The organism is Halobellus inordinatus, from assembly GCF_024498335.1.
GTDB classification, from domain to species: Archaea; Halobacteriota; Halobacteria; order Halobacteriales; family Haloferacaceae; genus Haloquadratum; species Haloquadratum inordinatus.
Window position 1 is genome coordinate 1,607,542 of the sequence record NZ_CP101825.1, and the last position, 25,985, is coordinate 1,633,526.

Here is a 25,985-nt window from a genome sequence, read left to right on the forward strand (position 1 = left end):
GACGGCGAGCGCGCTACCGCTCGTCGAGCCAGCCGAGCGCGAGGCCCTCGTCTTCGGACACCGTAGGCACGTACGGCTTGATGTCGAGGACGGGCGTCCCGTCGGCGAGGTCCAGTCCGCGGACGTGGAGACGGTTTCCGTCCCGCTCCAGCAGTTCGACGACGGTCTGTGCGATCGGGTTCGGCCGGTGCGGACTCCGCGTCGCGAACACGCCGACTTCGACGCCCTCGACGTGCGGTGGCCGGGCGCGGAAGTGATAGTCGTCGATCTGATCTAAGTGTGCGAGGATCACGATGTGCGAGAAGTCCTCGAGGCCGTCGAGGCCCGCGGCGTACTCCTCGTCGACGACGATCGTCCCCTCCGTTTCGTCGACGAGGTCGTGATCGACGTCGGCGGGGCGCTCGAACGGCGAGTCGACCCGGCCGATCGGCGTGAACGCCGTCATCGCACACCCGCCCCTGTGACCGCGAACGGGCGAGCGCCCGCGTGAGACGAGCCGAGTCGCAGATCCGATTTCATTACAGTTCCCGCGTCGGCGAAGTCGCAACGGGTCGTTCTTTGGTGCATTATATTGTCTCCACCACTCAATTATTATTTTGTAACTTTGAGTTATTATTGCTTTGGTTCCGGAGTATCGCGCTCGTGAGCGCTTCGTCTGAAACGATGCGTGGAGCCTCTCCTGTAGTAATGCGTATCTCACTCAACCGTATCGCAGAACGGGAAGCGCACCCGAATCGGTCGCGAAACAGACCGGTCAGGCCAGTAGGAAATTCGTGTTAACATACCTCTCTTAACGTTTAACAGGAATCCGTCCGTGGTAAGGAACGGAGGTCCAATTATGAGCTACGAACTCGATCCCCTTCCGTACGATTACGACGCGCTCGAGCCGCACATCTCCGAACAGGTCCTGACGTGGCATCACGACACCCACCACCAGGGCTACGTAAACGGCTGGAACGCGGCTGAGGAGACGCTCGAAGAGAACCGTGAGGCGGGCGACTTCTCCTCGTCTGCCGGTGCGATCCGCAACGTGACCCACAACGGCAGCGGTCACATCCTCCACGACCTGTTCTGGCAGAGTATGTCGCCGGAGGGCGGCGACGGGCCGTCCGGAGCGCTCGCGGACCGAATCGAGGAGGACTTCGGCTCTTATGAAGCCTGGAAGGGCGAGTTCGAGGCAGCGGCGTCCGCCGCGAGCGGTTGGGCGCTTCTCGTCTACGACTCGTTCTCGAACCAGCTGCGCAACGTGGTCGTCGACAAGCACGACCAGGGCGCGCTCTGGGGCAGCCATCCGGTGCTCGCGCTGGACGTCTGGGAGCACTCGTACTACCACGACTACGGTCCGGCCCGCGGCGACTTCGTCGAGAACTTCTTCGAGGTAGTCGACTGGGAAGAACCCAGCGCCCGCTACGAGCAGGCTGTCGAACTCTTCGAGTAAGCGACGACTCGTACACCCCGACATTTCTTTAGCACCGACCGATCCCGTCAGTCGCTACTGTACCGTTCGGCTCGTGACCGTCGTGGTACCGCGACCCTCACAAGTGTTATCCGTGAGTGGGGTGTACGATTGTTTGCAATGGCAAACGGTAAGGTTGACTTCTTCAACGACACTGGCGGCTACGGTTTCATCTCGACTGACGACTCTGACGACGACGTGTTCTTCCACATGGAGGATGTCGGCGGCCCGGACCTCGAAGAGGGTCAGGACGTCGACTTCGAAATCGAGTCCTCGCCGAAGGGCCCGCGCGCGACGAACCTCGTTCGTAACTAATACCGGCTTGTAGTCGCCTCGGCGACTAACACGACGGCACATCATTCTGCCCGGGTTCGCTCGGGCGAATTGCTACGCTCGTGAGCGTGACGCTCACTTTCTGAGTTTGGGATGCGGCGACCCAACGTCCGGACTGATCCGAAACGCTCAGTCGTTCGGCTTCCGTTCGTGTTCCTGTGACCTCCGAGAGCGACACAGCCGAGGACAGCGCTTCCGACGGCGAACAGACCGACGCCGGTCGAACCGGCGTCTTCGTCGCTACGTCCTCTGCCGAACGGCAGGACGCCTTCGCAGTCCGCCGAGCGGTGTTCGTCGACGAACAGGGCGTCGACGAGGAGATCGAGTGGGACGAACACGACGAACCCGACGCGGCGGCGACGCACTTCGTCGCCTACGACGACGGCGAACCCATCGGCGCGGCCCGCTTTCGCGTCCCGTCCGTAGACATAGACTCCGCAGGGGCCAGCACAGCCGAGGCCGCCGCGCCGACCGGCAAGGTCGAGCGGGTCGCCGTCGCCGCCGACCGGCGCGGCGAGGGATGGGGAGTTCGGCTAATGGACGCCGTCGAAGAACGAGCCCGCGAGGAGGGTTTCGGACGGCTCACGCTCCACGCACAGACCCGCGTCCGCGACTTTTACGATCGGCTCGGCTACGTCGCACACGGTGACGTGTTTTACGAGGCCGGGATCCCGCACGTGTCGATGACGAAGCCACTCGACGACGACGGCGACTCCACGCGGGAGTGAGAGTCGGCTCGTTTGCCGGCTCCAGAGGATAGCAGCCTGCCGTAGACGGACGAGTCGCCACGATCCGTCGCGACCGGATGTTTATATCCGATGGCGGGAGCAGCCACGCCGTGCGCTGATACTCACCCACGTCGGGTCGCGGTCGCTCGGCACGTCGGCGTGGAAGCGGACGGCGGCGCGCCGGGGACGTCGTCGACGCGGGTGCCGACTGTTCGCCACACGGCGCGTCAGCCGGAGGGCCAATCAGGACAGCCGCTTCGAGACGTACGGTCCGTCCTGGTGATAGCCGAGCTTCTGCCGGTAGTACTCACGGGCGCCGATACCCGAGATGATCGCGAGTTTGTCGTAGCCGGCGTCGGCGGCGAGTTCCTCTGCCCGACGGACGAGCCGTCGACCGTAGCCTTTGTGCTGCCACTCGCCCTCGCCGCTACCGATGCCCGCTTCGCTCCCGTAGACGTGGAGTTCGCGGACGATCGCCGCGTTCTCCAGTTCGCGGCGAACCGGGTCGTTCGGGAAACGGAGTCGGCAGAACCCGACGAGTAGGTCTTCGACCGGATCCTCGAAGGCGAGGAAGTGTTCGGTGCCGCCGGCGACCTGGTAGGTCTTCGCGTTCAGTTCGACCCGCTCTGGGTCCGGGTCGGCCTCGTTCATCCCGGCTTCGCGCGCCCGGATGTCGCGCTGCTCGATCCCTTTCTCCTCGGCGCGCTGGGCGGCCAGTTGCCGGAGGTTCGACTTCCAGACCCCCGCATCGATGAAGTCGGCGGGAATGTCTCGTTGGACGCGCTGGAGGCGCGTGTACTCGGGGATCATCCCCATCACTTCGCTGACGATCTCTGCGGCCTCCTCGTTTCCGAGCGGCTCGAACTCATCGCGCCGCCACTGATCGTACACGCGGGTCCCCCGGACGACGAGCGTCGGGTAGATCTTGAGGTAGTCCGGGCGGTACTCCTCGCGCTCGAACAGTTGCCGGAAGTCCTCTAGGATCATCTCCTTCGTCATCCCGGGTTGCCCCGGCATCATATGGAAGCCGACCTTGAACCCGGCGTCGCGCAGTCGGCGATTGGCGTCGATCGACGCCTGGACGCCGTGGCCGCGGTGCATCTCTCTGTTGATCCGCTCGTAGGTCGTCTGGACGCCCACCTCGACCTTCGTCGCGCCCAGATCGAGCATCCGATCGATCTGTTCGGGGTCACACCAGTCGGGCTTCGTCTCGAACGTCGTCCCGATGTTTCGGATGTCTGCGGTCTCGTTCTCGGCGATGACGTCCTCGACGTAGCTGAACTCGGTTTCCTCGGGGTCCGGCTTGAACGACTGGTCTTCGGCCGGCTGGGGTTCGGAATCGAGGTCGTAGTCGTTCAACGCCTCCAGGGCGCGCTTGACGAACCACTCCTGGTAGTCGTGGCTGCGGGCGGTCATCGTCCCGCCCATCAGGATCAGTTCGACCTTGTCGACCGGGTGGCCGATGTGCCGGAGCTGTTCGAGTCGGAGCGTCACCTGTCCGTACGGGTCGTAGTCGTTCTGCTCGCCGCGTGCGGCCGCGGGTTCGTGACCCGTATACGACTGCGAGGAGTCGAACTCCGAGGCCGGGCCGCCAGGACAGTAGAGACACTTGCCGTGCGGGCACATATGCGGCGAGGTCATAATCGCGACCGGCGAGACGCCCGAGGCGGTCCGAACGGGTTTGCGTCGGACGACGTCTTTCACCTCCTCGCGGCGACTCTCCGGCGCGTGTTGTAGGATCTCCGCGTTCTTGGGCACCTTCGGCGAGGAGTGCGTCGAACAGGCGTCGAGTTTCGCCGATTCGAGGTCGTCGCGGCCGACCTCGCCGTCGAGTATGCGCTCGACGAGATCCTCGCAAGTGCGGCGGAACGCGTCCGTCTCTGTCGGCTCGGGGTCGGCGTCCGTGCTCACTAGCGAGTCACCTCCGAGAGTCGTCGCGAGCGGTGTTTCATTGGGCGTTTCTCGTCGCGTTTCGGGGTTAAGCGTGTCGCTCCGAGGAGTCGAGGCGAGAGAGAACGGGAAAAGTGTGCGGAGTCGTGTGCGAAGCCAGCTTACGGCTTAGAGCTGATCGGCGACGGCATCGACGACGGCGTCGACGACGTCCTCACGCGCGCCCGAGAGGAACTCGATGCGATTCTGTCGGATGCCGACCGCCGTGATTCCGCCTTCGGGGACGGCTTCGCTGGCGGCGTCGGCGGCAGCGCGGACGTCGACGTCGGCCGCGCGCACGAACAGTTCGTCCGTGGAGTAGACGACGGTCGCTGCTCGCTCCTCGTCGGCGCCCCGGTGGAGCGCGTCGGCGAGCAGTGCCGTCGGCGGGAAGTCGAAGCGGTGACTGTAGGAGTCAGCGTCGAGGACGGCGACGGAGACGCCGTCGACGTCGCGCGTCTCGAGGTTGGCTTCGGCGGTCTCGACCTCGTCGTCCAGTTTGATGCGGAACTGCTCTGAGACGTGGTCGGCGAGGCCGCCGTCGTCGTCGAACAGGAGGTCGGTGATGAGTTCGCGCTTGTCCTGATAGGACTGGTAGTAGGCTTCGAGCGCGACGGCCTCGCGGAGCTTCCGCGTCCGGTCGGCGTCGTAGCCGGCGTCTGCGGCGAGGTCGGCGTACACCGACGGTGCGTCCTCCCAGTAGCTCACTGCGGGGAGATGGGACAGATCGTCGGTCATATCGGCGTTGACGGCGGCGGCGAGGTTGGCCCCGAGCGCGCCGGTCGAGAGGTCCTCGGCGGCGACGTCGGTGAGGCTCGGCGAGACGAGGACGCTCGCCTCGTCGACGATTTCGGTGTCGACCGTCTCGGCGTCGACGACGACGCGAGACGCGCCGTAGACGCCGAGCAGGCCGAGGCCGTCGAGAGAGTCGGTAGTGCCTCCGACGCCGACGAGGACGACGAGCGGCAGTTTCTCGTCGTGACGCTCGTTGTCCTGGAGCATCCGCGTCACATCGTTCGTCGCGGCGTCCATTCCGTAGACCGGGTCGTCGAGCGGACGGCGCGTGAAGAAGTGGTACTCGGCGTCCGCGCGGGCGTGCTCCTCACGGATCAGCGGGAGCACGGCGCGCTCGATGGCCGCGCCGGCGACGTAGCCGTCGGCCGTCGCAGCGTGGCGGACGACGATGGGGCGCGATTGCAGCACCGCGCCGCGGATCGCTTCGGCGGCGTCGGCGAGCTGGTCGGTGACGGCGTCGACGGCCTCGTGTGCCGCCAGCGGCTCGACCGATTCGGGGCGAGCCTTCTCCGAGAGCGCGTCCGCGAGTCGCTGTTCGACGGCGTCGGCGTCCTCGCCGGAGAGCGAAGTCAGTTCCTCGGTCTCGATCTGCAGTTCGCCGCGGCGCAGTTCGACCTCCCCGTCGAGGCGAATCACGTCGCCCTCGCCGACGTCGGGGTAGGCGCGAACGCCCGCCTCGACGAACGCCGCGCAGTCGACGACGGCCGTCTCGTCGCGGACCTCGAAGATCGTCGGGCCGCCGGTCTGTCGCGCGCCGACGACTTCGCCCTCGATGCGGACCACGTCGCCGACGCGGTCGCCGAGCGATTCGACGGTGACGCGCTCGGGTTCGGCCTCGTCTTCGGATGCTTCGGCCGCTGCACCTTCGCCCGCGGTTGCGTCAGCGTCCGCGGTCGTCTCGGAAGCCTCCTCGGTCTCCGTTTCCTCAGCGTCTTCGCTCGTCGCTTCGGCCGAATCGGCCTCTGTCGTCTCCTCGGTCGCTGTACTCTCGTTTTCGTCGGCCGCCCCGTCGGCCGTCTCGGCCGACGTCTGTCCGTTCGCGGCCCGCGACTTCGTGGAGACGCCCTTCGGCGTCTTCTTCACCGGCGCCGACCCCGAGTCGTCGTCCGCGGCTTCGATCGGCTCGTTGTCGTGCTCGCCGTCGGGATCGTGAATACGCGCTCCACGGAACTCCGATTCGGACTGTCGGATCGACCAGCCGAGGTCGATGTTACCGTTGCTTCGAACGTTCTTCACCTGAACGAAGACGGTGTCTCCGGCGTCCCACTCGAGACTCTCCAGCCGGCGGTCCAGTTCGCTGCGGTGCAGAAGCCCGGTCACCCCGGGCGCGAGATCGACGAAGACGCCGAAGTCCGCGAATCCATCGACGGTACCCTTGTAATACCGTCCCGGCGTGAGCTGCTCTGGGGAATCTCCCCTGAAATCGAACCAAACGTCCTCGTCGTGCGTAATCCAATCCATTGAGCGAATCAAATGGTCCGGGCCTAAAACGATTGTCGAATCCCACTCGTGACGTTTCGGCTGGCGAATCGCGTCTGGCGAGAATCACAGGCGGCCAGAACGCGCCTCCTCAAGGGGTGTAACGTGCATCTGCACCGATTCTCGTCGGACGGTGCGGAGCGAACCTCTGAACGGGGACGACGCTCCCTCTCAGATGATCCCCGCGAACCGGAGGACGGCCATCGCGGCGTCGACGCCGCCGAACGCGGACCCGAAGAGCAGCGTCGCCGGAACGGCGCCCGCGATCACGGCACGTCCCGTGGTCGTCCCGTGGACCTCTCGGAGCCCCACGACGAGCAACGCGGCCGCATAGAGCGTGCAGACCAGCCGGAGCGGGGCAGACGGGATCCCGACGAAAATGCAGGGCGCTGCGGCGTAGGCGATCACCTGTACCGTCTCGCTGACCCCGCCGCGGTCACGCACGGCGATCATCAGGATGATCGTCTGGAGCGCCGCCGTCAGGTGGAGGGTCGCGGGCGCGATCACGAGCGCGACGGCCGTCAGCGCGATGAGCGCCGAGACCGCCGGTCCGCCGGCGAGCGCTGGGATTCGTTCGGGCGCAAACGAGAAGAGGCCGATCGTATACGCCACGGCGACTACGACGCCGAAGACGAGTCCGGGCGCTTGATCGCCGGGTGCGACGCCGTTTCGGAAGAACTGCTGCGGTCGAACGAGTACTTCGATCCACGCCCGCGCGACCCCGCGCGGCCCGCGCTCGCGCCCACCACTCGGATTCTCTACCCAGGTCGTCACGGTCGTCTCTACGTTCTATTAGTCGCGGCGGAGGGTATGACAGTTCCGGCACCGCGCCTCGTAGGACTCTTCGGCCCCGACGACGATCGTCGGGTCGTCGACGTGTGCCGGTTCGCCGCCGACGAGCCGCTGATTGCGGGTCGCTGGTTCGCCGCACTGCGAACAGATCGCCTGCAGCTTGTCGACGTACTCGGCGACGGCCATCAACTGCGGGAGCGGTTCGAAGGGCTCGCCGCGGTACGTCTGGTCGATGCCGGAGACGAGCACGCGCCGGCCGTCGTCGGCGAGGCGCTGACAGACCGCGACGAGTTCCGGACCGAAGAAGTTGGCCTCGTCGACCGCGACGACGTCTTCCCCGTTCAGTTGGTCTCGGATCTCCCAGATCCCGTCGCCCTCGCTGGGCACGACCGAGGCTTCCCACTGGCGACCGACGTGTGAGCCGACGGTCGTCTCGCCGTAGCGGTCGTCGACGGCGGGCTTGAACACCGCGATCTCCTGGCCCGCGATCTCCGCGCGGCGGAGTCGACGGAGGACCTCCTCGGTCTTTCCCGAGAACATCGAGCCCGTGACGACCTCGATCCACCCGCTGTTCGTGATGGCGTGCATACCACGTTCGAGCGCGGTCGAGTGGCAAAACGGTTGTTCATTCGGGGCGTCCCGGGGGGTCGCGATGGCGTCGGCAGACACCAATCTTCTAAACGGTGTCCGGTGTACGCACCTGTATGCAGGTCGTATTCCACGTCTCCAGCGGCGACGTCGACGACTGGAAACACGCGGTTCAGAACGTCCGCAACCTCCTCGAAGACGAGACTGCAGACGTCGACGACGCGGTCTTGCTCGCGAACGGCGGAGCGATCTGGCTGTTCGAGGCCGGTGCGCCGCTCTCGGAGAAGATTCGCGGACTGGGAAGCACGGGCGTCCGGTGTGTCGGCTGTCGGAACTCCGTTCGTGGCCACGACATCGCCAAGTCCGATCTCCTCTCGAACGTCGAACTCGTGCCGTCGGGGGTCGGCGAACTCACACGTCTCCAGAGCGACGGCTACGCGTATCTGAAAGTCCCCTGACTGCCGTATCGGACAGTGCGACGTCCGGTTCGACCCTCGCTGTCGACGCCACCGAGAGAGGTCGACGACACCCGCAGCGTTCACAAGCGAATGGTAACTACGCGAGCAATTATGAGTCGGTCTCACGTACTCTGAGGCGGGCGATTCCTATGAACTTCGACGAATTCACCGGCGAGGTGCAGCACCGACTCGAACTCCCCGGGACGGGCGAAGCAGTGCGGGCGATCCGGGCGACGTTGACGACGCTCGGACAGCGGATTCCCGAAGGGAACGCCGAGGACCTCGCCGCCTCGCTCCCGATGGAGATCAAGTGGTACTTGACGGGCGCAGTCCACGAGCACGGCCAGCGGTTCGACTGGACGGAGTTCGTCGGCCGGGTCAGCGAGATCGAGGGGATCGACCGCTCCGACGCCGCGTACCACGCCCAGGTCATCATCGACCTCGTGAGCACGCTCGTGCCAGACTCGGACGTACAACAACTCCGGAATCAACTGCCCGAGGCCGAGGACGACGAGAACTGGCGAAAACTGTTCGCGGTCCTCGACGCCGGGGGCTGGCAGGAGCAGGAGGCTTGATCCCGAGCGGTGGCGTCTGCTGTGATCGATCCTCGTAAGTACACCGGCGCGCAAAGCGTTCGTTCTCTGGCGTTCGAGCGGTGATTCGGTACGCCGAGCGTTCTTACGGCCTGGGAAAACTCCCATCATTCATCGTCGTGTCACCCGTCTATACAGCTATGTCCGAAATCGAAACCGAATCCGAGAAGACACGCGCTGAAGTCGCGGCGTACCTCCGAGACCTGGCAGATCAACTCGAAGGGGGCGGCGAGTTCACGCTCGAACTGGGTGGTCGACAGAGGCAGGTGGATCCGACTGATCCGGTGACGTTCAAACTGGAAGGCGAATCCGACCCCGCAGAAAGCGGCACAGAATCGAAAGAGAGCATCGAATTCGAGTTGGTCTGGTGGCGCGAAACTCAGTCCGACGACGCAGACACTCAGCAGGAAGCGAGTGGCTCCGAGAGCTGAGGGGTGACGCTCGGCAGCGGCGACGTTGTCGGTGCCGAGTGAAACTCTAATTATAAAGAAGTTGATGGTATAAGTCGTGAATCAACTCATTTCCCGTGGTCGCGAGTCAGAACTCGAAGCGCTGCGCGTTGGCGGGTTGATCGAAGAAATCGATGCTATCGACATTCGAGAGGAGACCGACGCGGCAGACAACGAGGACATCGAGCGAGTCTACTGGAATCTTCACGGGGGCTCGAAGAACCACCTTCGCGCGTTCGTCGACGTTCTCGACTCCCGTAGTGTGACGTACGACCCGTAAGTCCTCAATCAGGCCACCTACAAGCAGATTATCGCGACGTAGCCCTCGTGAGAGCCGCCGACAAGAACCGGAACAGACGGGTCACTCGACAGGGTCGCCGTGGGACTCCCGAAGTTCGACTTTACGGACCTTTCCCGTGGAGGTCTCGGGGAGTTCGTCGACGAACCCGACGACGGTCGGGCACTTGAAGTGTGCGAGGTTGTCGCGGGCGAACTCGATGACCTCCTCCTCGGTGAGGCCGGCACCGTCGGCGAGGACGACGATTGCTTTGGGCGTCTCGCCCCACTTCTCGTGGGGGACGCCGATCACGGCGACGCGTTCGATGTCGGGATGGTCGTAGAGGGCGTCCTCAACCTCGACGCTGGAGATGTTCTCGCCGCCGCTGATGATGACGTCCTTCTTGCGATCCTTGATCGAGATCATCTCGCGTTCGTCGACAGTGGCGAAGTCGCCGGTGTGGAACCACCCGTCGACCCGGCCAGAGAAGGCCTCGCGGGTCCGCTCGGGCTTGTTCCAGTAGCGATCCATAACCTGGTTGCCGCGGACGATAATCTCGCCCATCGTCTCGTCGTCGGTCGGAACGTCCTCGCCGGCCTCGTCGACGACGCGCAGTTCGGTCCCGAGCATAGCGTGGCCCTGGCGGGTCTTGATCGCGAAGCGACCCTCGCTCTCGATCCGGCGCGGCGAGTTGCTCGTCGTGATCAGCGGGCCGGTTTCGGTCAGCCCGTAGACGTGCAAGATGTTCCAGCCGAGTTCGTCCTCGACGGTCCGGATTGTGGCCTCCGGCGGCGGGCTGGCCGCTGTCGCGATCCTGACTGGCTTGTCACCGGTCGCCGCGATGTCGTGGGTCTGATAGTGGTCGACCATCTGGTCGAGGACCGTCGGCGCGCCACAGAGGTAGGTCACGTCGTGGGCGTGGATGCGCTCGAAGGCGTCCTCGCTGTCGAAGTGGCGCTGGCAGACGTGTGTACCGCCGACACCGGTGACGACGTAGGGATAGCCCCAGCCGTTGACGTGGAACATCGGGAGTGTCCAGAGGTAAGCGTCGTCGTCGCTGACCTCGGTGTGGTGGGTGGTGATCAGCGCGTGCCAGTGTTCGGTGCGGTGCGTCCGGACCACGCCCTTTGGGTCGCCGGTCGTCCCGCTCGTGTAGTTGATCGTCGCGGGGTCGTCCTCGGAGATGTCGGGGCGCTCGACTGCGTCGGGGTCGGCGCTCTCCAGAAGTGACTCGTAGTCGCGCCAGTCGCCGTCGACGCGGTCGGCCGGATTGGCGACGAACGCCGTGGCGGGGACCTGGCCGCGGATCGCTTCGACCTTCTCGGCGTACTCGTGATCAGCGATGATCGCCCGAGCGCCGCAGTCGTTGAGGATGTACTCGTAATCCTCGGCGATGAGCCGGTAGTTGAGCGGGACCGAGATAGCCCCGAGGACGTTGATTGCGAACAGCGTCTCCAGAAACCAGTGTGTGTTTGGCGAGAGCAGCGCCACGCGGTCGCCCTTCTCGATGCCGAGATCTGCGAGCGCCGCCGCTGCGCGGTCGACGCGTTCGCCGAACTCTGCGTAGGTGTACTCGGTGCCGTCGTGGGCGATCACGCCAACGACGTCGCCATAGATGTCGACCCCCCTGTCGAGGAAGTCGAGCGTCGTCATCGGTCGATTCACAGTATGCCAACGAGTGACAGAGGGACGTAAAGTTCTTTCTCCAGGCGGAGTCGAGTATGCGACCGCTCGATTGCGACGACCAGAGCCGAAGCCAGACGGCTTTGCGGCCAAACTATTAATATCAATAGTGGAGGAACCATAGGAGATGTCCACAGCTCATCTCATCGCGGTCGGTTCGTCTCCGCTGGGCAAGACAGATCTGCCCGGCCGCGACCTGTTCTCGAAAGCACTGGCCGAGGCGTTCGAAGGATTGCCCGATCCGGCCGATGTCGTCGACGGGCTGTACGTCGGCGCCCAGTCCGAGCGGTACGAGAACCAGATTATGCAGGGAACACTGATGGCCGAATGGGCCGGCCTGCGGAACGTCCCCGCAGAGCGCGTCGAAGCGTGTGCGGCCGCAGGTGCGCTCGCGCTCAAGAACGCAGTCCGGGATGTTCGGGCGGGGGTCCACGACGCAGTGTTGGCCTGTGGCGTCGAGAAAATGACCGCCGGCGGGACCGAAGGGGCCACGAACGCGCTCGGGGCCGCCTTCGAGCGTGCCTTAGAACAGCGGTCCGGGATCACCGCGCCCGCGACGTACGCCCTGCTCGCGCGGCGATACCTCCACGAAATCGACGCGACGGAACGAGACCTGGCTAAGATCGCCGTGAAGAACCACCAGAACGCGGTGGCCAACCCACGGGCGATGTTCCAACAGGCAGTCGATATCGAGACTGCGATGGACGCTCCCGACGTCGCTCCCCCGCTGAAACTGTACGACTGTGCGCCCGTTACCGACGGTGCCGCAGCCGTCGTCGTCGCGAACGACGAGGTGGCGGCCGACCTGCAGAGCCGCCCCGACACGGTTCGCGTAGCCGGCGTTGGCTCGGCGGCCAACAACCTCGCCGTCGCCGAGCGCGACCTGACGTTCGTCGAGGGGGCGAACGTCGCTGCCTCGACCGCCTACGAGGACGCCGGCGTGGACGCCGCGGATATCGACGTCGCGGAGGTACACGACGCCTTCACCGTCTGCGAGGCACTGCTGGCCGAGGCCGCCGAGTTCGCACCCAAGGGTCGCGGAATCGAGACCGTCGAGGATCCCGAGGACCGATCGGCGGGCTGGACCGACGTCCAGATCAACACCAGTGGCGGACTGAAGGCCCGTGGGCACCCGATTGGGGCGACCGGGCTGTTGCAGGCGGTCGAAGCCTACGAACAGCTCACCGGACGGGCCGGAGAGCGGCAAGTGGCCGACGCCGACACCGCGCTGCTCATCAACGAAGGTGGCGTCGCAGACGCCCATACTGTGGCTCACGTTCTGACTGCACAATGACCGAAGAGAGTGATTTACCGATGACAGACACCGACTCCACGACGACAGGACCGCTCGTACCGGAAGACATCACCGCCGACTCGCCGTTCACGCTCCCCGGCTTCTTCGCCGCGTTGGCTGAGGGCCGGTTGGTGGCTGCCCGCTGTACGGAGTGTGATACACACCTGCTGCCGCCTCGTCCCGCCTGTTACGGCTGTGGCAGCCGGGCAGTTACGCTCTCGGAACAGCCCCGGACCGGCGAGGTAATCTCGTACACGTCGGTCAACCGACCTCCGTCAGCGTTTGACCACTTGGCGCCGATCACCGTCGCGGTGGTCGAACTCGACTCTTCGGCTCGGCTGACAGGTCGTGTCGACGCTTCGCTCGAGGACGTCACCATCGGAGACCGCGTCGAACTCCAAGTCCGTGATCCCGAGACGGTCGATATCGATCCGGACTTCGGTCTGTCCTACGAGGAGGAGTGGCCGATCCACGTCTTCGAGCTGATCTGAATAGACAGAACCTTCGTGTCAAGTTTGGCATTTCCACCAGACGCCGAAGGCCTGGAGCCGCGATTCTGCTGTCGGTGGCTCTACGTTGCTGAACGGATTTGAGAATCTCCTGGAACCGGAGTCCAACTCGTTGGCGTGCCGCTTTGAGGAGGTGTGCGCCATCGACGAGGACCGTGGCCCGCGCGATCTGCTGTTTGTCGCGTCGATTCGAATCACTCTTTCGTCTAGTGAGGTTTTCGACTGACCTCTCGATGGCGATCGCGACAGTGCCCGCTCGATGGTCGCCAGCACACGATCGCCCCTGCGTCTCCACGTCGGGGGGACAGACCACACGGAACGTCACCACGAGAAGAACCAAGACAGCGCGACACGATTCGAGAACGGGTTGCGGGACTATTCGTGGGTCGTCCACACTCAAGTGGAGTACCGTTTGAGGACGATGATGAGTCCCAGTTGCCAGAGGGCGAACGCCCCGGCGACCTGTGGCTCGGTGAAGAGCCCAAGTGGCAAGGCGTCCAGGATGCCCACGAGGCCCAGTGCCGTCCCGAGGAGCAGCGCGAGTAGTACGTGGCGTTCGGAGGGCCACTCCGTCCTGTCTGTCTCGTCGATGAGTCGGTAGAAGACCGGCGTCCGCTCGTTCGGTTCGATGCATTTCGACTCGCCGTCGAAATCGACTACATCGTGGTCGTCGAGCTTCGGGACGTGGTTCTGCCGCAGGGTTACGTAGACACTGTGACGCACCTTCCGCGGGGCAGGTTCGGTGCCAGACTCTTGTGCCGCGAGTCGCTCGGAGAGTTCGCTGACGGTCAGTTCCTCGTCCTCGTTTTCGACGATCTCTCTGATGAGCCTGCGTCGCCGCTCGTTGGATAGTATCCGATGGAGTTCCGACTGGCCGACCTCCTCTGCAGGGTCAGGTAGCTGCTTTTTGTGGCCGCCGGCGTGCTGTCCGCTTAAGATACGGTCTACCCCCACTATGCTCCGTAACCGTTCTGGCATATGTGATCCAAGAAACATAAATGTCTCGTCAGACACTACTCCTCGTCGGTGAACGTGAACTCGATTGCCTCACTGAGGGAGCGCTGCCAGTCGCGGAAGGACTCGACGTCCGACTCCAACGAGTTGATGGCGGACTCGTGAGACGTCGAAAGATCTTCGACGGTGTCCTCGAGTTCGTCGAGCTCGGTCTCGAGCCCGGTGACGGCGTCCTCGTGGTCGACCTCCAGCTCTTCGACCGAGCCTCGGACCGATTCGACGGCGTCGGACGTCGCGTCCATATCGGACTGTAGCGCGGTCACCTTCTCGTGAGTCTCCCCCAGTTCGTCCTCGATGGCTGCCACGTCGCCGCGCAGCTCGTCGATCTCAGTTCGGAGCTCGTCGATGACCTGGGCGGCGCCGCCGTTGTGCTCGATGAACTCCGCGAGCGCGTCCTCGTACGCAGAGAGGTCCTCTACGGTCCGCTGCGTGCGGCGGAGTCGGGCGTCGAGGGTGTTGACCTTGCCGACGCCGAGGGACTCGACCAGCACCGACCGCTCGCGGGAGGTCAGGGTTCGGTCCTCGAGTTCCTCCACCAGACAGGAGAGCAGGTCGTCGCGCGTCAACGCGTCGGCCGGCACGTCATTCGATCCGCTCTCCTCTTCGGTCGCCGCAGCATCCCCCTCATCAACCGGTTCTTTCTCTGCCTGTTCGCCGTCGACCTCCTCTGTGGCACCGGTCGCGTCGGTCGTCCCGTTGGTGCTGCCTGCCTCGTCCAGATCGACCTCGTCGTCGGCCGGGCGCACCTCTTCGGCCACCTCCGACGCAGCATCCCCGGTCTCGTCATTCTCGCCGTTCTTCGCCTCGTCGGCCGCCTCGGCTTCTTCTTCTTCATCAACGCCGGCGGGGCGGGCGTGGGATGTGTCGTCCTCGACGACGTCCGTGCCTCCGTCCGCCGACGTGCTTAGGGCCGCGGAGCCCTCGCCGGTCACCTCGTCCAGTTCTGAGAAGTGGTCCGCGAGTTCGTCGTGGTTGATGCTGCCGCTGGTGTCCTCGGTCGATCCGTCGTCCTCGAGTGGATCTTCGAGGGGGATGCTCGTATCCACCTGCGGGTCCGTGAGGAACGGTCTCGCCTTCTCGGCGGACTCGACGTCGACCCCGTACAGCGTGACGAGTCCCTCGCCGCCGTCGATAATCGCCTCGAAGATGAGCCGCTCCTTGGTGACTGTCCACCTGTCGGAGTTGTATTCCGGATGGAGACCGACCTTCTCAACTGAGAAATCCTCCGGGAGTGGCTCGTCGAGATCGACTGCCACCTCGTCGTCGCGCCCGTTCATCAGCGTGAACACGACCACCGTGATGCCGCTCTCGGTCTCTCTGAGTTCTTTCCGAACGGTCACGCCGTTGACTGTCTTCTCCACTCGTTGCTCTTCGGTCTGCAGATCGGTCATTTTGATACTCATTGGGGATTCTCCGTTATGGTTTCGCGAATCGTTTCGTGAACGGCGTCGAGGTCGAAGCCCTCCGTGTCTGTGGCCCACCTCGACTGTACCGTCCCGGTCTGGTCCACGAGGCAGACCCACGTCGTCTCTCGCTCGCCTCTGTCTGCGATGCCACACGCTGCGGCGAGGTCCTGCTCGGCGTCGGTCAGATGCGGGACTACGCCGGCCAACTGATCGGGACCGGTATGGATCGACGCCTTCCCGTGATCGACGACGACGTACACGTTCACACTCGCGGTGAACTGGAACCACGTCAGGTTCCAGAGCGGGTGCGTCGGGTCAAGCTCGTTGACGCCGACCGAAGTGGGTGGAAACGCCAGTAGGGACGACGACTCGTCGTCGCAGAGACGATACACGCTCACCGTACTTCCCCCCATACCCGGGAGCGTCACGTCTGTCATCGGCTTCCCGGATTCGCTCATCGCTGTGACCTCCCGCGTTGGCGAGCGTCGGCCGGTCGAATGGGTGTTGAACGCAGCACGTCCGCGCGCTCAGCGAGTGTCGAACGCAGCACGTCCGCTCGCCGAGTGGGTGTCGAAATCATTGTTGTCCTCCCCCCGGTCCGTTCGCACCCGTGTTGGCCTTGCCGCCGACGCCTGCGCCGGCCTTTTTGTTCTCAACCGTGACGGCGAACGAATTCGTGCTCGTCGTCGTTACGTCGTCACCGTTCGGTCCTGCCTCTTCGACAACTGCAGTCACGCGGATCTGCACGTCGGTCGACCCCGAGTTGCCGTCAGTCGCCCTGAAATCGCTCGGCTTCATCGAGGTCTCTTGCAGCAGTCTCGCCTCGCTGAAGTCGTAGCTGACTTCGCCACTGAGTCCGGTCGCGCTGTGGGTCTTCGAGCTGATCTCTTTCCAGTCGGATGCCGAACCCCCCTTGACCTCGACGGTTACCGTGACCCCCGAGGGTTCCTGTTCGAGCCCGGAGTAGCTCACGGTCCCATTCGGTGCCACCGTCAGTTCATTCAGCTTACCGTTGGCCGTGGTAGCCGACACATCGTTCGCGGTGAATGAGGTGCTCGCGCTCGCTGGGGCCGACATAAATAACATCCCCACACTGCCGAACACCACCGTGACGGCCACGAACGCAACCAACGCCAGGTGGCTGCGCTCCGAGCCACTGTTCGAGTCCGGGACGGACCGCCACTCGAACCCACCGGATGTGGTAATCTCGTTTCTGTTTGTCTTTTCTGGCATACACCTGGGTCAAGAAACGATAAGTATTAGATAATTAACCGGCTTAGGACGGAAGTTACAGACCAGGACGACCGCTTCCACCGCCACGGGAAATGTCCCGATTTTCACACGGGTAATTATAGAAAAACGAACGACTGCGTCGGGGTAAAAGAATAGTTAATCAGTTATTCACCCGCCATTACCGTGTGTATAACTCCCACATACTCCGTCTGGAGATGACGCGAATACCCGCTCGGCACCGTGCCGTCACGGCGGAGTGCGCGCGGCAACGGCGCGACGGGTACAGGACGTTTAATTTTCCCTCATCGGGGGAGAGACGAGCACAAAATGGCAGCGAAGGCCACCCATCAAGAGGGTCGTCAAGTACCACGGGATGCGAGACGAGGAGCCCCGCCTCCCGTACCACGACAGCGTCAGCGTCTATACGGCTCCGGCTCACACGAAGACGACGGGGTGTGTTCTTCGTAGTGCTTGTTGAGTACTCCAAGTGACGTACTCGCCTCTCTTGGTTTCGAAGAGCGTTGCGAGAGGATGGGCGCTGCAGGATTTGAACCCGCGACAACTTGGTCCGAAGCCAAGCACTCTGTCCAAACTGAGCTAAGCGCCCTCATTGCTGGATACCGAGGTCGGACGGTTTAAACCCACGGATTCGATTCGGCCCTACTCTCCCCTGTTCGCTCGAAAACCGTGGTCGAGTGGCTGTGTACGCCCGCCTTCCGGCGGATCGTACTCTCGAATGCAGCGAGGAGAACTTCGAGATCCGCCGTCAGCGATTTTCGCGCTGTTCGACTTTGTTCAAGTCGTTAAAATCCATAATGGATTCTCTGGAATAGTGTCCAACAACACGTCCAATACGACAGAATTCAGGACACAAAGGGCGTGTATGGGTGGCGTATTTAAATGAGGTGCCCTTGCTCTACGGAGAGTCGTTCTGATCGGCTAGCGCGTGTCTAACGAGTCGATCACTTCGGATCGGGTTGCTCGTTATCGCGTTGCTGTCGAAGCGTGGACTGCGCCCGCTCGACGTAAGAGTTTGACGACCAACTGCGAGCGTCACTCATCTCGGCCAAAAACTCGTCGGCAGCGTCCGGCAAGATCGCGTCGTTGCGAACCAGTGCGGTGAGGAGGATGGGCGTTGTGACAAGGCGAGTCTCGGCCAGCGAGGCGTGGACGAGCGCAAGTCGATTGAACTCGTCACAGAGCAGTTGCACGGCGTCGATATCGTTCGCCAGCGTAACTGCCGCGTTCTCGCCGTCGTCCAGCGGGAACGTCTCGTCCAGTCCGATGGAACGAGTCTCCAACGCAGAGCGACGGTCGAGAACCGCCTGTGCCGCCTCACCGGATGCATCGTCGTAGGACGCCGTCTCGGTGAGTTCGTCGACGACCTGCTCTGGGACGACCACGGTGTGCGAATCGAGGAGAATGTCGAGTGGATTCGGTGAGGTGCCCGCCACCGTCCCGAGGCTTACGAGAGCCGACGTGTCGGCGACTATCAGAACCATCTACGAGTCGGCCAGCTCCTCCGCGACCCCGTCCACGAATTCGTCGGTCAGTTGCCCTTTCAGCAGTTGGAAGTTGGCGGCCTCCTCGTGGCCGACGAGGTCTTTCAGTTCCTCGAACGTAATATCGTCGTCGTAGAAGGCCTCTGCGATCTCCTGTTTCACCTCGTCGGAGTGCGCGGCGTCCCGCAGGTAGTCCCGAAGCGCGGAGATGAGGATGTCCGTCCGATCCGTCTCGAACACCGCAGCGAGCGCGTCGGCCCGGTTTACTAGTCCCCTCGGTGCACGGAACTGGACGCGCTTCTTTTTGGATTCGGAATTCATATGTGTACATTGTGAGTGCAGGGGCAAAACATTTGCTCTCTTTCCACTACCACATCCTTCGGAGCCACCGAAACCGGACATAGTGTTTTTCATCGGGGCTGACTCGAAAGAGCAGCTATCGGAAGAATTTTCGAGGACTAAACGGGCTCCATACGGATTGTATCGTCGAAAATCGAGCTATCGGCTCTCGCGCTGTTCGACCTTGTTCAGTTCGATCAACAGGCGGAACACGGCTTTAACGAGATTCGAGTCTACGTCGAAGTGCTCGGCGTTTCGCCCGGCACGCTCCATCACGCGGTCTTCTTGGCCTTCATCGGTCGTCGGCAGATCGCGTTCGTCCTTCACCTGTGCGACCGAGTCGGCGACGTAGGTCCGCCGCGCGATCAACTCGACGATCTCGCGGTCGATGTCTTCGATTTCTGCACGCAGTTCGTCTAAGGAAGCGTCCTCGGGGGCTGTAGGTTCGTTCTGTGTCATAGGGTTCGTCCTCCATCAGTTCGCGTCGTCGTGCGCCACGTGTGACCGCCGCGTTCGTCCCACAGGTCCTGTACGCGGTCGAGTCCGTCGTCCTGACCGACGGCAACGACGCTCGGACCAGTGCCGGAGAGAGAGACGCCGTCGACGTGGGGCATCGCTTCGACAGCGGGGTCCGCAGAGAAGCCGAGCGCCGCCGAGAAGGCCAGTCCGTTCACCGTCATCGCCTCGGCGTAGCGGCCGTCGAGCGCGAGGTCGGCCACCAACTCGGCCATCGGAGCGACGTTCGCACAGCGATCGACGTCCGCGTCGGCGCTGTAGGCGCGCTCTGCTGGCGTCCAGACCAAGACGTCCCACTCGACTTCGTCGCGGGCGAGCAGTTCGTCGTCGTCGTTGTCGGTGACGGTGACGCCGCCGAGCATCGACGCCGAAGCGTCGTCGAACGCGCCGGTGACGGTGACGCCGGCGTCGCGGGCGGCCTGGACGCCGAGCTTGCAGGCTTCCAGGCGATCCGGCGCTGCGTCGAGCGCGGCGGCAGTGGCGAGGACGGTCGCGTTAGCGGCGGCGCTCGAACTTTTCAGTCCGGCGGCCATCGGGACGTCGCTCTCGGTCCGGACGGTACCACCGTAGTCCTCGCCGTCGCCGTACGTCTCGATCGCGAGTTCGACGCAGCGTTCGATCAGCCGGGTGTCGGCGTCGGCGTCTTCGGCGATCGTTCCCGTCACTGTCGCGGAGTCGTCGAGTTCGACGGTCGCAGTCGTTTCGGCGTCGATCGCGAACGCCGACCCGACGCCCGTCGAGAGGGCGTTCAGCACCGTCCCCGCGCCCAGTGCGACTGCTCGGCCGTACATACAGGATAGCTATCGACCGCCGTAAAAGGTGTAGCGGTTGCTTGTCGGATCAGGTCTCGCCGGGCGACACAGCGCCACCCCGCCGGATCATCCCCAGCACGCGCCAGGTGACGACCGGGTCGCCCGCCGGGGTTCGCCCGGTCACGTCGACGTCGACGTATCCCCGTCGGGAGTCCGATTCGGAGACTCGCTTGTCGACGACTTCCACGTCGACGGACAGGGTATCGTCGGGGCGGACGGGCCGGTGCCACCGCAGGTCGTCGACGCCACGGCCGCCGAGAAACGCGACGCGCCCGAAGAAGGCCTCAGTCGCGAGGCGATTGCAGGCGCAGAAGCTGTGGAGGCCGCTGGCGACGAGGCCCTCGAACGGCGACGCTGCGTCGGCGTCGTCGCCGACGTGGAACGGCTGCGGGTCGTACTTCCCGGCGAAGTCGACGATCGAATCGCGCGTGAACGTGACCGTCTGATCGGCCACGAACCGGTCGCCGACGGCGAGTTCCTCGTACGTCAGCCGGTCCGCCGCCGTCCCACCGTCGCGTGCGCCGTCGGAGTCGAGCGGCGTGACGTGCTCGTCCGTCGCAGTCGAGGCAGAAACCCCCGGGTCGTGATCGGTCATACGAGAGCACTCGACGCCAGCCATCAAAGCCGCTGCGCTCTCGATGCAGAACCGCCGCGAGTTCTCGCAGTCGTGCCAAAGACACTTACACGCCGACACGGGCCGTGTAGTATGGTCTCCGACGTGGCCGGCGATGTACCTGCTGACCCCTCCCTCCGCGAGCGGGCCGAACGCGCGATCACGCGGCGTCGACTCCTCGTCGCCGGCGGTCTCGGCGTCGGCGCTGGCGCGCTCACGCAGTTGCGGACCGATCCGCCTGCTGCACCCAAAGTTCCCGAGGGGACCTGGCCGTTCACCGACCGCGACGCGCAGCGGACCGATTCGGCCCCGGAAGCGACTCCGCCCGCAGAGCCCGAAATCGCGTGGCGGAAGCAGCCCGTGCCGTCAGTCGACGCGCTGGTCGTCGGCCCCGAGCGCGTGTACGTCGGGAGCGCCCGGACCGCGGGCACCGCACCCGCCGCCGCGGCGCTGGATCGCGCCGACGGCACCGTCCGGTGGACGCGACAGGTGCCTGCACAGCGGCTCGCCTTCGTCGCCCGGGCCGTGTACGCGACCGGCGAGTCGGCACCGAGGTCCGAACGGGACGAGAGCGGGCGGTCGGGAACCGTCACGCGGCTCGACGCCACGACGGGAGAGACGCAGTGGCAACGCGAGGTCCGTGATTACGGCGAGCGACTGATCGTGGGCGAGCGGGCGGTCTACGTCGGCTACCACGGCGGGGTGACTGCATTCGGCCGCAACCGGGGCCGTCGGCTGTTTCGAACGTCGACGTGGGGAATCCCCGTGACGCCGCTTCTCGCCGACGACGCACTCTTCCTCGCCGGCGGCCGCCTGACGCGATTCGGCGCCCGACGGTGGAGCGAGGCGGTCTTCGAACAGCCGCCCGACACAGTCTGGGAACGGGACCCGCCGAACTACACGCTGGATCCGACGGTCGTGACACGCGCGGACGCCGCCGACCTCGTCGCGACGGGGCGACTCTCGGTGTCTTCGGTCGGCGGCGACTCGCCGTCGCTCCGGGCGCACGAAGTCGGCGAGGGCACGCGGCGCTGGGCGACCGTCGATGCCACGCCGCTGTCGGAGCCAATAGCCGTCAAGGAACTCGCGGCGCGCGGCGAGCGGTTGTTCCACGCGCTCCGGACCGGACGCGACGACGGCCGCCGGCGCGCCGTCTTCTGCCGCGACGCCACGACGGGGGCAGAGCGCTGGCGCATCGAGTTTAAGAACTGGGTGCGCTCGGTCGTCGTCGCCGGCGACCGCGTCCTCGTCGGAACGCGGTGGGATTCTGTCACGCCAGACCTCGACTCAGCCGTCGAAGAGACCAACGCTGAGAGGTCGAACGCCGATGTGGAGACCCCGCCGCCGGGCCGCGTGACCGCGCTGTCGCTCGACGGCGACGTGCAGTGGCGCCAACCGATCGGCGGCTCGGTCTCGGCGGTCGTCCCGGTCGGCTCTCGGATACTCGTCGGTACTGACGACGCGAGCTACGGGGGTCGGACGGCCGAATCGGGCCGCGTCGTCACCCTCGACTGACTCACTCGGGCGCTACACTTCACCACGGCTCGGACGCTTCCGACACTCCACTACGGCGCTGGAGATGCCATCGCGTCCCTTTTGAGCGGGCCACGCGAACACCGAGATATGAGCGCGCGCAACGACGTCCCACCGAGCACTGTCGGCGTCGAACTCCTCGATCACGGCGTCGAGGTCGAGTACACCGACGGCCGGACGACGCTGTATCGGGGCGTCCCCGAGCCCGTCACCGACACGCTCACCACGCCGCCGAAGAAGGAGACCCACGTCCTCGTGACGGATCCGACTGAGACCGAGGGCGTGATGATGTACGTCAACGACCTGAAGACGCACGACGACGTCCTCGAATCGACGGGCGTCGGACGGGTCATCCTCGATGATGGCGAGGAGGAGGAAGTCTTTCCCGGCGTCACGGTGCGTCGTCCCGGCGGGATGCGGACCGAAGTCGAGGCCGACCCCGAGGTGGCTCGCGGGCGCGTGTTCGTCTTCGTCGAAGACGACTGGAGCGAACAGTCCTACGAGTTCGTGACCGAGGGCGCCGACGCCGACGGCGAGGACACAGATAACGACGCCACCACCCCCGCAGACAGCGGCGACGCCTGACTCCGATGGCACTCAGAAAACGATGGCAGCCGTTGACGCGAGAGACTGTCGGAAGCGCTCCCGACGCGTACGGACTCGTCGAATTCGGTGACGAAGACGGCGACGTCGTCGAGGCCGTCGCGGGCTTTCTGCCGGACGAGCTTCGGGAAGAACTGGCCTACGGCGACGCTGCGCAAGTGCGGTGGCAGCGCGCGCAGTCGCTCGACCACGCCGAGAAACTGCTCGACGAACGGTAGCAGGGTTCACGGGACGGCCTGCGCCGGGACTCCGGTTCAGTGCCCGTCGTCGTGTTCCGCGTCCGCCTCGTGATCTTCGGGGTGCGTCGGCGTACCTGAGAGGTTCCCGTCCTCGTCGAAGCGCTTCGCACGGAGGAACCGCGCTCGATACCGGTTCGCGCCCTCGTAGACGTCGGCCTCGCGGATCTCCTCGGTGCGGCCGTCGGCGACGGCGTCGACGATCTCTTCGACCTGTTCCTTCTCGGAGGGCGTGAGTTCGAACTCGTAGCTGTGCGTCTCCTCTTCTTCGAGTTTGGTCCACTTGCGCGCGGCCGCGACGACGAGCGAACAGGGTTCTCGGCAGGGGAACGCCCCCGTACCGCCGTCGGCGTCGAGTTCGTGTCCCTCGTCGTACTCCCACTCGCGGCGCTTGAGACACTGCGAATCGACGCAGCAGGCTTCGGCCATCCAATCGACGGCCTCGGCCGGCAGGTCCTCGACGACGCCGTAGATCCCGGTCTGGCGCTCGGCGGTCTCGTGCCAGTGCGTCACGTCGAGGTCGCCCTCGCGTTCGAGGTTCCAGTTGGCGACTGACGCGGGATAGAGCACGTCGAGCGTCTCGACCGCGTCGCGGCCGTCGAGGTCCGGGAAGACCCACCCCGAAACGAGCGAGGGAGCGGTCTTCAGCGGTCGGTACCGACCGCGGTCGTCGTAGGTGGCGATGTCGCGAGCGCCGAGCGGGTCGTGGTAGGTGTCGAGGTCGTCGGCCTCGGCGTCGCGGTCCTCGGTGTGCCGGATCTCGTAGCGCCGCTGCCCGTCTTCGCCGAGCGTCGCTGTGACGAGCACCTCGCCCCACTCGGTGTGCATCCCCGAGCGGAGCGCCGCGTAGCGGTCGGGAACTGAATGCTCGGACGCGGCCTCGGCGTGCCGGAGGAAGGCGCGTCGGTGGCGGCCGCGGTCCCCGACGACTTCCTCCCAGTAGTACCAGTTCGTGACGTACGGGGCGACGGGGTCGCCGCTGGCGACCGATCGGAACGCCGATTCCGAGAGGTTCTCGTGGCGTTCGTCGGAAGACGCGACGTCGAGCGTGTAGCTGCCGCCGTCGTCGCTCGCGTCGGCGTTCGTGTCCACGTCCGCGAAGAGTCCGTCGAATTCCACCGGGTCCGAATCTGATTCGAGGCGGGCCAGTAAGGCGTCGAGTTGCTCGTCGTGCACGTCAGTCACCCGCCGCCGGCGTCTCGCGGGTCTCCTCGCGCACAGTCTCGATGGCGGCTTCGATCTCCGCGCCGGCGTCGGCGGCGCGTTCGAGGATCACGTCGGCCATCAGGCCCTCGGTCCCGACGGCGCCGGCGTACCAGATGCGGTGGCCGTCGACGTCGGCGGGGATGTCGTAGCCCGTCCGGTAGTCGTCGGTCAGGCCCATGTCCTCCGGGATGTCCTCTTGGGTGTGGAAGCCGTCCGCGATGAAAAGCGGGACGACAACGACGTCTTCGGCCTCGAAGTAGTCAGTGACGTCGTCGACTTCGGGCTCTTCGTCCATATAGAGCGCCTGCACCTCGTCGAAGCGATCCATCTCGCGAACGCGGTCGGCGTGGTACTCGATGGCCTTCGCGGAGTTCTCGTTGCGCTCGGTCCCGTGGCCGACGACGGCGAAGCCGAATCCCTCGCCGACGTTCGGGTCGCCGGTGACGGTCTCGGCGCGGCGGACCAACACGTCGGTCATCGCCTCGTGGGTGCCGACCGGCCCGCAGTAGTGGACCGTCTGGCCCGTGTCCTCGGCGACCAGCGTCGCCGTGTCGGCGCTCAGGCCGTCGGAGTCCCACTCGGAGACGTCCCAGCCGGACAGGCGGAGTTCCCGCGGAATCACCTGCTCGGTGAAGTACCCCTCGCTGATGAACAGCGGGACCACGTACACCTCGTCGGATTCGACAGTGCGGAGGACCTCTCTGAGCGAGGGTTCCTCCTTCCAAAAGCCCGTCTTCACTTCGTCGAACGCGCCCGTCGCGCGGATCGTGTCCGCGTGGCGGTGCGTCGGCGTCGACGAATCGGGGTTGAGGTGCGACCCGTGCGCCACGATTACCAGCGCTTGCATACCCGGCTCTGAGGACGGAGCGCCCTTAGGGACTTCGGGTTCCGCGAACGATTTTTCAGATTTCGGAAGCCGAAATTGGATGGTTGTCGGGTCGGTGGAAGACGATGCACATCTGCGTCCCGTCTCTATCGCCCCGACCACAGAGATCCGCGGACTTTTCTCCCCGTCGTCCGAGGGGTCCGGTATGTCACTGGCCGCCGAGACGCGGGCCGCCGTTCGGGCCCGTCCCTGGCTCTTGCAGGCGCTCCGGGCGGGCGTAGTGAACTACGCGGCCGCCGCGGAGTCGCTGGACGTCGACGGCGACACCGACTCGATCGCGACGGCGCTGCGGCGCTTCGCAGACGACCTCGAACCCGCCGAAACAGCGGAGCGCGACGTCGTCGTTCGAATGCGCAGCGGGGTTGGACTCGCGGGTGTCGACGTCGCTGCCGACGATTCGGAATCGCTGGATCTCGACGCGGGCGCCGAAGCACTGCTGTCGGTCGGTGAGGAAGCCGTCGTCACCGCCGACGGGAGCCTCACCGCCATCGTCGTCGACGGCGAGGTCGACGCGAGCGCACTCACGGCCGTCATGGGCCGACTCCGGGCCGAGAACGTCCTCGTCGACGCCGCCGGCGTCGCGGGCGACGAACTCGTCGTGGTCGTCCCGCGGAGCGACGGCGCGAGCGCTCTCCGGACCGTCGAAGATGCGCTGGCGTCGGTTTCGGAGCTCTGAGCCGCGCTCGCTTCCGACGATTTAACAACCGGGACGCGAGTATCCAC

The 25,985-nt window shown here is 65.0% G+C and carries 30 protein-coding genes, 1 tRNA gene and 1 pseudogene; 14 read left to right on the plus strand and 18 right to left on the minus strand.

Annotated features, from left to right (window positions below; translation table 11 throughout):
* Positions 1-13 precede the first annotated feature (13 nt).
* Complete coding sequence (gene tsaA / locus NO362_RS08295) at positions 14-445, minus strand: tRNA (N6-threonylcarbamoyladenosine(37)-N6)-methyltransferase TrmO (RefSeq protein ID WP_256544860.1); 432 nt, start codon at positions 443-445, stop codon at positions 14-16.
* A gap of 393 nt (positions 446-838) precedes the next feature.
* Here tsaA and sod point away from each other — a divergent pair, with 393 nt between their 5' ends.
* From sod to NO362_RS08310, 3 genes are all read left to right on the plus strand, one after another.
* Positions 839-1,438, plus strand: a complete 600-nt coding sequence (gene sod / locus NO362_RS08300) for a superoxide dismutase [Mn] (RefSeq protein ID WP_256288258.1) — start codon at positions 839-841, stop codon at positions 1,436-1,438.
* 138 nt (positions 1,439-1,576) lie between these two features.
* Complete coding sequence (locus NO362_RS08305) at positions 1,577-1,771, plus strand: cold-shock protein (RefSeq protein WP_049984818.1); 195 nt, start codon at positions 1,577-1,579, stop codon at positions 1,769-1,771.
* 176 nt (positions 1,772-1,947) lie between these two features.
* A complete protein-coding gene (locus NO362_RS08310; protein WP_256544861.1) occupies positions 1,948-2,517 on the plus strand; it encodes a GNAT family N-acetyltransferase in 570 nt (189 codons plus the stop codon).
* Positions 2,518-2,760: 243 nt separating this feature from the next.
* On the opposite strand, the gene NO362_RS08315 is transcribed toward NO362_RS08310, so the two are convergent.
* The 4 genes from NO362_RS08315 to NO362_RS08330 all read right to left on the minus strand — a co-directional run bounded on the left by NO362_RS08315 (position 2,761) and on the right by NO362_RS08330 (position 8,100).
* On the minus strand, positions 2,761-4,428 hold the full coding sequence (locus NO362_RS08315; RefSeq protein ID WP_256544862.1) for a tRNA uridine(34) 5-carboxymethylaminomethyl modification radical SAM/GNAT enzyme Elp3: 1,668 nt from the start codon (positions 4,426-4,428) through the stop codon (positions 2,761-2,763).
* 147 nt (positions 4,429-4,575) lie between these two features.
* Complete coding sequence (locus NO362_RS08320) at positions 4,576-6,702, minus strand: OB-fold nucleic acid binding domain-containing protein (RefSeq protein ID WP_256544863.1); 2,127 nt, start codon at positions 6,700-6,702, stop codon at positions 4,576-4,578.
* A 189-nt stretch (positions 6,703-6,891) separates the two neighbouring features.
* On the minus strand, positions 6,892-7,494 hold the full coding sequence (locus tag NO362_RS08325; protein WP_256544864.1) for a YIP1 family protein: 603 nt from the start codon (positions 7,492-7,494) through the stop codon (positions 6,892-6,894).
* Between the two features lie 18 nt (positions 7,495-7,512).
* Positions 7,513-8,100: a thymidine kinase gene (locus NO362_RS08330; RefSeq protein ID WP_256544865.1), complete on the minus strand. Its 588-nt coding sequence runs from the start codon at positions 8,098-8,100 to the stop codon at positions 7,513-7,515.
* A 116-nt stretch (positions 8,101-8,216) separates the two neighbouring features.
* On the opposite strand from NO362_RS08330, the gene NO362_RS08335 reads away from it, so the two are divergent.
* The 4 genes from NO362_RS08335 (at position 8,217) to NO362_RS08350 (ending at position 9,880) form a co-directional block, all read left to right on the plus strand.
* Complete coding sequence (locus NO362_RS08335; protein ID WP_121568339.1) at positions 8,217-8,558, plus strand: DsrE family protein; 342 nt, start codon at positions 8,217-8,219, stop codon at positions 8,556-8,558.
* Between the two features lie 149 nt (positions 8,559-8,707).
* Positions 8,708-9,133, plus strand: a complete 426-nt coding sequence (locus NO362_RS08340) for a DUF2267 domain-containing protein (RefSeq protein WP_256544866.1) — start codon at positions 8,708-8,710, stop codon at positions 9,131-9,133.
* 158 nt (positions 9,134-9,291) lie between these two features.
* Positions 9,292-9,582, plus strand: a complete 291-nt coding sequence (locus tag NO362_RS08345; RefSeq protein ID WP_256544867.1) for an amphi-Trp domain-containing protein — start codon at positions 9,292-9,294, stop codon at positions 9,580-9,582.
* A 76-nt stretch (positions 9,583-9,658) separates the two neighbouring features.
* Positions 9,659-9,880 (plus strand): DUF2202 domain-containing protein, encoded by a 222-nt coding sequence (locus NO362_RS08350; protein ID WP_256544868.1) that lies wholly within the window; start codon positions 9,659-9,661, stop codon positions 9,878-9,880.
* A gap of 81 nt (positions 9,881-9,961) precedes the next feature.
* Here the strand turns inward: NO362_RS08350 and NO362_RS08355 are convergent, their stop codons facing one another.
* Positions 9,962-11,530: a long-chain-fatty-acid--CoA ligase gene (locus tag NO362_RS08355; RefSeq protein WP_256544869.1), complete on the minus strand. Its 1,569-nt coding sequence runs from the start codon at positions 11,528-11,530 to the stop codon at positions 9,962-9,964.
* Between the two features lie 157 nt (positions 11,531-11,687).
* Between NO362_RS08355 and NO362_RS08360 the strand changes: the two genes are divergently transcribed.
* Together NO362_RS08360 and NO362_RS08365 are read left to right on the plus strand one after the other, a co-directional pair.
* Positions 11,688-12,854 (plus strand): thiolase C-terminal domain-containing protein, encoded by a 1,167-nt coding sequence (locus NO362_RS08360; protein ID WP_256544870.1) that lies wholly within the window; start codon positions 11,688-11,690, stop codon positions 12,852-12,854.
* 20 nt (positions 12,855-12,874) lie between these two features.
* Positions 12,875-13,345, plus strand: coding sequence for a Zn-ribbon domain-containing OB-fold protein (locus NO362_RS08365; protein ID WP_256288271.1), 471 nt, complete (start codon positions 12,875-12,877; stop codon positions 13,343-13,345).
* A gap of 414 nt (positions 13,346-13,759) precedes the next feature.
* Here the strand turns inward: NO362_RS08365 and NO362_RS08375 are convergent, their stop codons facing one another.
* From NO362_RS08375 to NO362_RS08390, 4 genes are all read right to left on the minus strand, one after another.
* Positions 13,760-14,317: a DUF7344 domain-containing protein gene (locus NO362_RS08375; RefSeq protein WP_256544871.1), complete on the minus strand. Its 558-nt coding sequence runs from the start codon at positions 14,315-14,317 to the stop codon at positions 13,760-13,762.
* Positions 14,318-14,376: 59 nt separating this feature from the next.
* Complete coding sequence (locus NO362_RS08380; RefSeq protein ID WP_256544872.1) at positions 14,377-15,780, minus strand: GumC domain-containing protein; 1,404 nt, start codon at positions 15,778-15,780, stop codon at positions 14,377-14,379.
* On the minus strand, positions 15,777-16,241 hold the full coding sequence (locus NO362_RS08385; protein ID WP_256288272.1) for a hypothetical protein: 465 nt from the start codon (positions 16,239-16,241) through the stop codon (positions 15,777-15,779). Before NO362_RS08385 ends, NO362_RS08380 begins: the two co-directional genes overlap by 4 nt.
* A 118-nt stretch (positions 16,242-16,359) precedes the next feature.
* Complete coding sequence (locus tag NO362_RS08390) at positions 16,360-17,016, minus strand: hypothetical protein (RefSeq protein WP_256544873.1); 657 nt, start codon at positions 17,014-17,016, stop codon at positions 16,360-16,362.
* 304 nt (positions 17,017-17,320) lie between these two features.
* Between NO362_RS08390 and NO362_RS14655 the strand changes: the two are divergent.
* Positions 17,321-17,467, plus strand: a pseudogene (locus NO362_RS14655) (hypothetical protein); the annotation flags it as partial.
* Between the two features lie 81 nt (positions 17,468-17,548).
* On the opposite strand, the gene NO362_RS08395 reads toward NO362_RS14655, so the two are convergent.
* The 6 genes from NO362_RS08395 to NO362_RS08420 form a co-directional block, all read right to left on the minus strand.
* Positions 17,549-17,623, minus strand: a tRNA-Arg gene (locus NO362_RS08395).
* Between the two features lie 355 nt (positions 17,624-17,978).
* A complete protein-coding gene (locus tag NO362_RS08400; RefSeq protein WP_256544874.1) occupies positions 17,979-18,518 on the minus strand; it encodes a PIN domain-containing protein in 540 nt (179 codons plus the stop codon).
* Entirely contained in the window at positions 18,519-18,839 is a 321-nt protein-coding gene (locus NO362_RS08405; protein ID WP_256544875.1) for a hypothetical protein, read from the minus strand.
* A 177-nt stretch (positions 18,840-19,016) separates the two neighbouring features.
* Positions 19,017-19,316, minus strand: coding sequence for a chorismate mutase (locus tag NO362_RS08410; protein ID WP_256288346.1), 300 nt, complete (start codon positions 19,314-19,316; stop codon positions 19,017-19,019).
* Complete coding sequence (locus NO362_RS08415) at positions 19,313-20,164, minus strand: shikimate kinase (RefSeq protein ID WP_256544876.1); 852 nt, start codon at positions 20,162-20,164, stop codon at positions 19,313-19,315. The genes NO362_RS08410 and NO362_RS08415 overlap by 4 nt, the downstream gene beginning before the upstream one ends.
* A 49-nt stretch (positions 20,165-20,213) precedes the next feature.
* On the minus strand, positions 20,214-20,780 hold the full coding sequence (locus NO362_RS08420) for a MaoC/PaaZ C-terminal domain-containing protein (RefSeq protein WP_256544877.1): 567 nt from the start codon (positions 20,778-20,780) through the stop codon (positions 20,214-20,216).
* A 111-nt stretch (positions 20,781-20,891) separates the two neighbouring features.
* Between NO362_RS08420 and NO362_RS08425 the strand changes: the two genes are divergently transcribed.
* The 3 genes from NO362_RS08425 (at position 20,892) to NO362_RS08435 (ending at position 23,152) form a co-directional block, all read left to right on the plus strand.
* Positions 20,892-22,313 (plus strand): outer membrane protein assembly factor BamB family protein, encoded by a 1,422-nt coding sequence (locus NO362_RS08425; RefSeq protein WP_256544878.1) that lies wholly within the window; start codon positions 20,892-20,894, stop codon positions 22,311-22,313.
* A 108-nt stretch (positions 22,314-22,421) separates the two neighbouring features.
* Positions 22,422-22,916, plus strand: coding sequence for a DUF5796 family protein (locus NO362_RS08430; protein ID WP_256544879.1), 495 nt, complete (start codon positions 22,422-22,424; stop codon positions 22,914-22,916).
* Between the two features lie 5 nt (positions 22,917-22,921).
* Positions 22,922-23,152: a DUF7508 domain-containing protein gene (locus tag NO362_RS08435; RefSeq protein WP_256288351.1), complete on the plus strand. Its 231-nt coding sequence runs from the start codon at positions 22,922-22,924 to the stop codon at positions 23,150-23,152.
* Positions 23,153-23,188: 36 nt separating this feature from the next.
* Here NO362_RS08435 and NO362_RS08440 read toward each other — a convergent pair whose 3' ends face one another.
* Both NO362_RS08440 and NO362_RS08445 read right to left on the minus strand, forming a co-directional pair.
* Positions 23,189-24,355, minus strand: coding sequence for a DR2241 family protein (locus NO362_RS08440; RefSeq protein ID WP_256544880.1), 1,167 nt, complete (start codon positions 24,353-24,355; stop codon positions 23,189-23,191).
* Positions 24,348-25,223 (minus strand): CbiX/SirB N-terminal domain-containing protein, encoded by an 876-nt coding sequence (locus NO362_RS08445; RefSeq protein ID WP_256544881.1) that lies wholly within the window; start codon positions 25,221-25,223, stop codon positions 24,348-24,350. The genes NO362_RS08440 and NO362_RS08445 overlap by 8 nt, the downstream gene beginning before the upstream one ends.
* A gap of 184 nt (positions 25,224-25,407) precedes the next feature.
* On the opposite strand from NO362_RS08445, the gene NO362_RS08450 reads away from it, so the two are divergent.
* Positions 25,408-25,938: a DUF7523 family protein gene (locus tag NO362_RS08450; protein ID WP_256544882.1), complete on the plus strand. Its 531-nt coding sequence runs from the start codon at positions 25,408-25,410 to the stop codon at positions 25,936-25,938.
* Positions 25,939-25,985: the final 47 nt, after the last annotated feature.

What these genes read in the sequence shown, in the direction of transcription:
- tsaA (WP_256544860.1), bottom strand. Translation starts at nt 445, where the DNA reads ATGACGGCGTTCACGCCGATCGGCCGGGTCGACTCGCCGTTCGAGCGC.
- sod (WP_256288258.1), top strand. Translation starts at nt 839, where the DNA reads ATGAGCTACGAACTCGATCCCCTTCCGTACGATTACGACGCGCTCGAG.
- NO362_RS08305 (WP_049984818.1), top strand. Translation starts at nt 1,577, where the DNA reads ATGGCAAACGGTAAGGTTGACTTCTTCAACGACACTGGCGGCTACGGT.
- NO362_RS08320 (WP_256544863.1), bottom strand. Translation starts at nt 6,702, where the DNA reads ATGGATTGGATTACGCACGACGAGGACGTTTGGTTCGATTTCAGGGGA.
- NO362_RS08330 (WP_256544865.1), bottom strand. Translation starts at nt 8,100, where the DNA reads ATGCACGCCATCACGAACAGCGGGTGGATCGAGGTCGTCACGGGCTCG.
- NO362_RS08335 (WP_121568339.1), top strand. Translation starts at nt 8,217, where the DNA reads ATGCAGGTCGTATTCCACGTCTCCAGCGGCGACGTCGACGACTGGAAA.
- NO362_RS08340 (WP_256544866.1), top strand. Translation starts at nt 8,708, where the DNA reads ATGAACTTCGACGAATTCACCGGCGAGGTGCAGCACCGACTCGAACTC.
- NO362_RS08345 (WP_256544867.1), top strand. Translation starts at nt 9,292, where the DNA reads ATGTCCGAAATCGAAACCGAATCCGAGAAGACACGCGCTGAAGTCGCG.
- NO362_RS08355 (WP_256544869.1), bottom strand. Translation starts at nt 11,530, where the DNA reads ATGACGACGCTCGACTTCCTCGACAGGGGGGTCGACATCTATGGCGAC.
- NO362_RS08360 (WP_256544870.1), top strand. Translation starts at nt 11,688, where the DNA reads ATGTCCACAGCTCATCTCATCGCGGTCGGTTCGTCTCCGCTGGGCAAG.
- NO362_RS08365 (WP_256288271.1), top strand. Translation starts at nt 12,875, where the DNA reads ATGACAGACACCGACTCCACGACGACAGGACCGCTCGTACCGGAAGAC.
- NO362_RS08380 (WP_256544872.1), bottom strand. Translation starts at nt 15,780, where the DNA reads ATGAGTATCAAAATGACCGATCTGCAGACCGAAGAGCAACGAGTGGAG.
- NO362_RS08385 (WP_256288272.1), bottom strand. Translation starts at nt 16,241, where the DNA reads ATGAGCGAATCCGGGAAGCCGATGACAGACGTGACGCTCCCGGGTATG.
- NO362_RS08390 (WP_256544873.1), bottom strand. Translation starts at nt 17,016, where the DNA reads ATGCCAGAAAAGACAAACAGAAACGAGATTACCACATCCGGTGGGTTC.
- NO362_RS08400 (WP_256544874.1), bottom strand. Translation starts at nt 18,518, where the DNA reads ATGGTTCTGATAGTCGCCGACACGTCGGCTCTCGTAAGCCTCGGGACG.
- NO362_RS08405 (WP_256544875.1), bottom strand. Translation starts at nt 18,839, where the DNA reads ATGAATTCCGAATCCAAAAAGAAGCGCGTCCAGTTCCGTGCACCGAGG.
- NO362_RS08410 (WP_256288346.1), bottom strand. Translation starts at nt 19,316, where the DNA reads ATGACACAGAACGAACCTACAGCCCCCGAGGACGCTTCCTTAGACGAA.
- NO362_RS08415 (WP_256544876.1), bottom strand. Translation starts at nt 20,164, where the DNA reads ATGTACGGCCGAGCAGTCGCACTGGGCGCGGGGACGGTGCTGAACGCC.
- NO362_RS08420 (WP_256544877.1), bottom strand. Translation starts at nt 20,780, where the DNA reads ATGACCGATCACGACCCGGGGGTTTCTGCCTCGACTGCGACGGACGAG.
- NO362_RS08425 (WP_256544878.1), top strand. Translation starts at nt 20,892, where the DNA reads ATGGTCTCCGACGTGGCCGGCGATGTACCTGCTGACCCCTCCCTCCGC.
- NO362_RS08430 (WP_256544879.1), top strand. Translation starts at nt 22,422, where the DNA reads ATGAGCGCGCGCAACGACGTCCCACCGAGCACTGTCGGCGTCGAACTC.
- NO362_RS08435 (WP_256288351.1), top strand. Translation starts at nt 22,922, where the DNA reads ATGGCACTCAGAAAACGATGGCAGCCGTTGACGCGAGAGACTGTCGGA.
- NO362_RS08445 (WP_256544881.1), bottom strand. Translation starts at nt 25,223, where the DNA reads ATGCAAGCGCTGGTAATCGTGGCGCACGGGTCGCACCTCAACCCCGAT.
- NO362_RS08450 (WP_256544882.1), top strand. Translation starts at nt 25,408, where the DNA reads ATGTCACTGGCCGCCGAGACGCGGGCCGCCGTTCGGGCCCGTCCCTGG.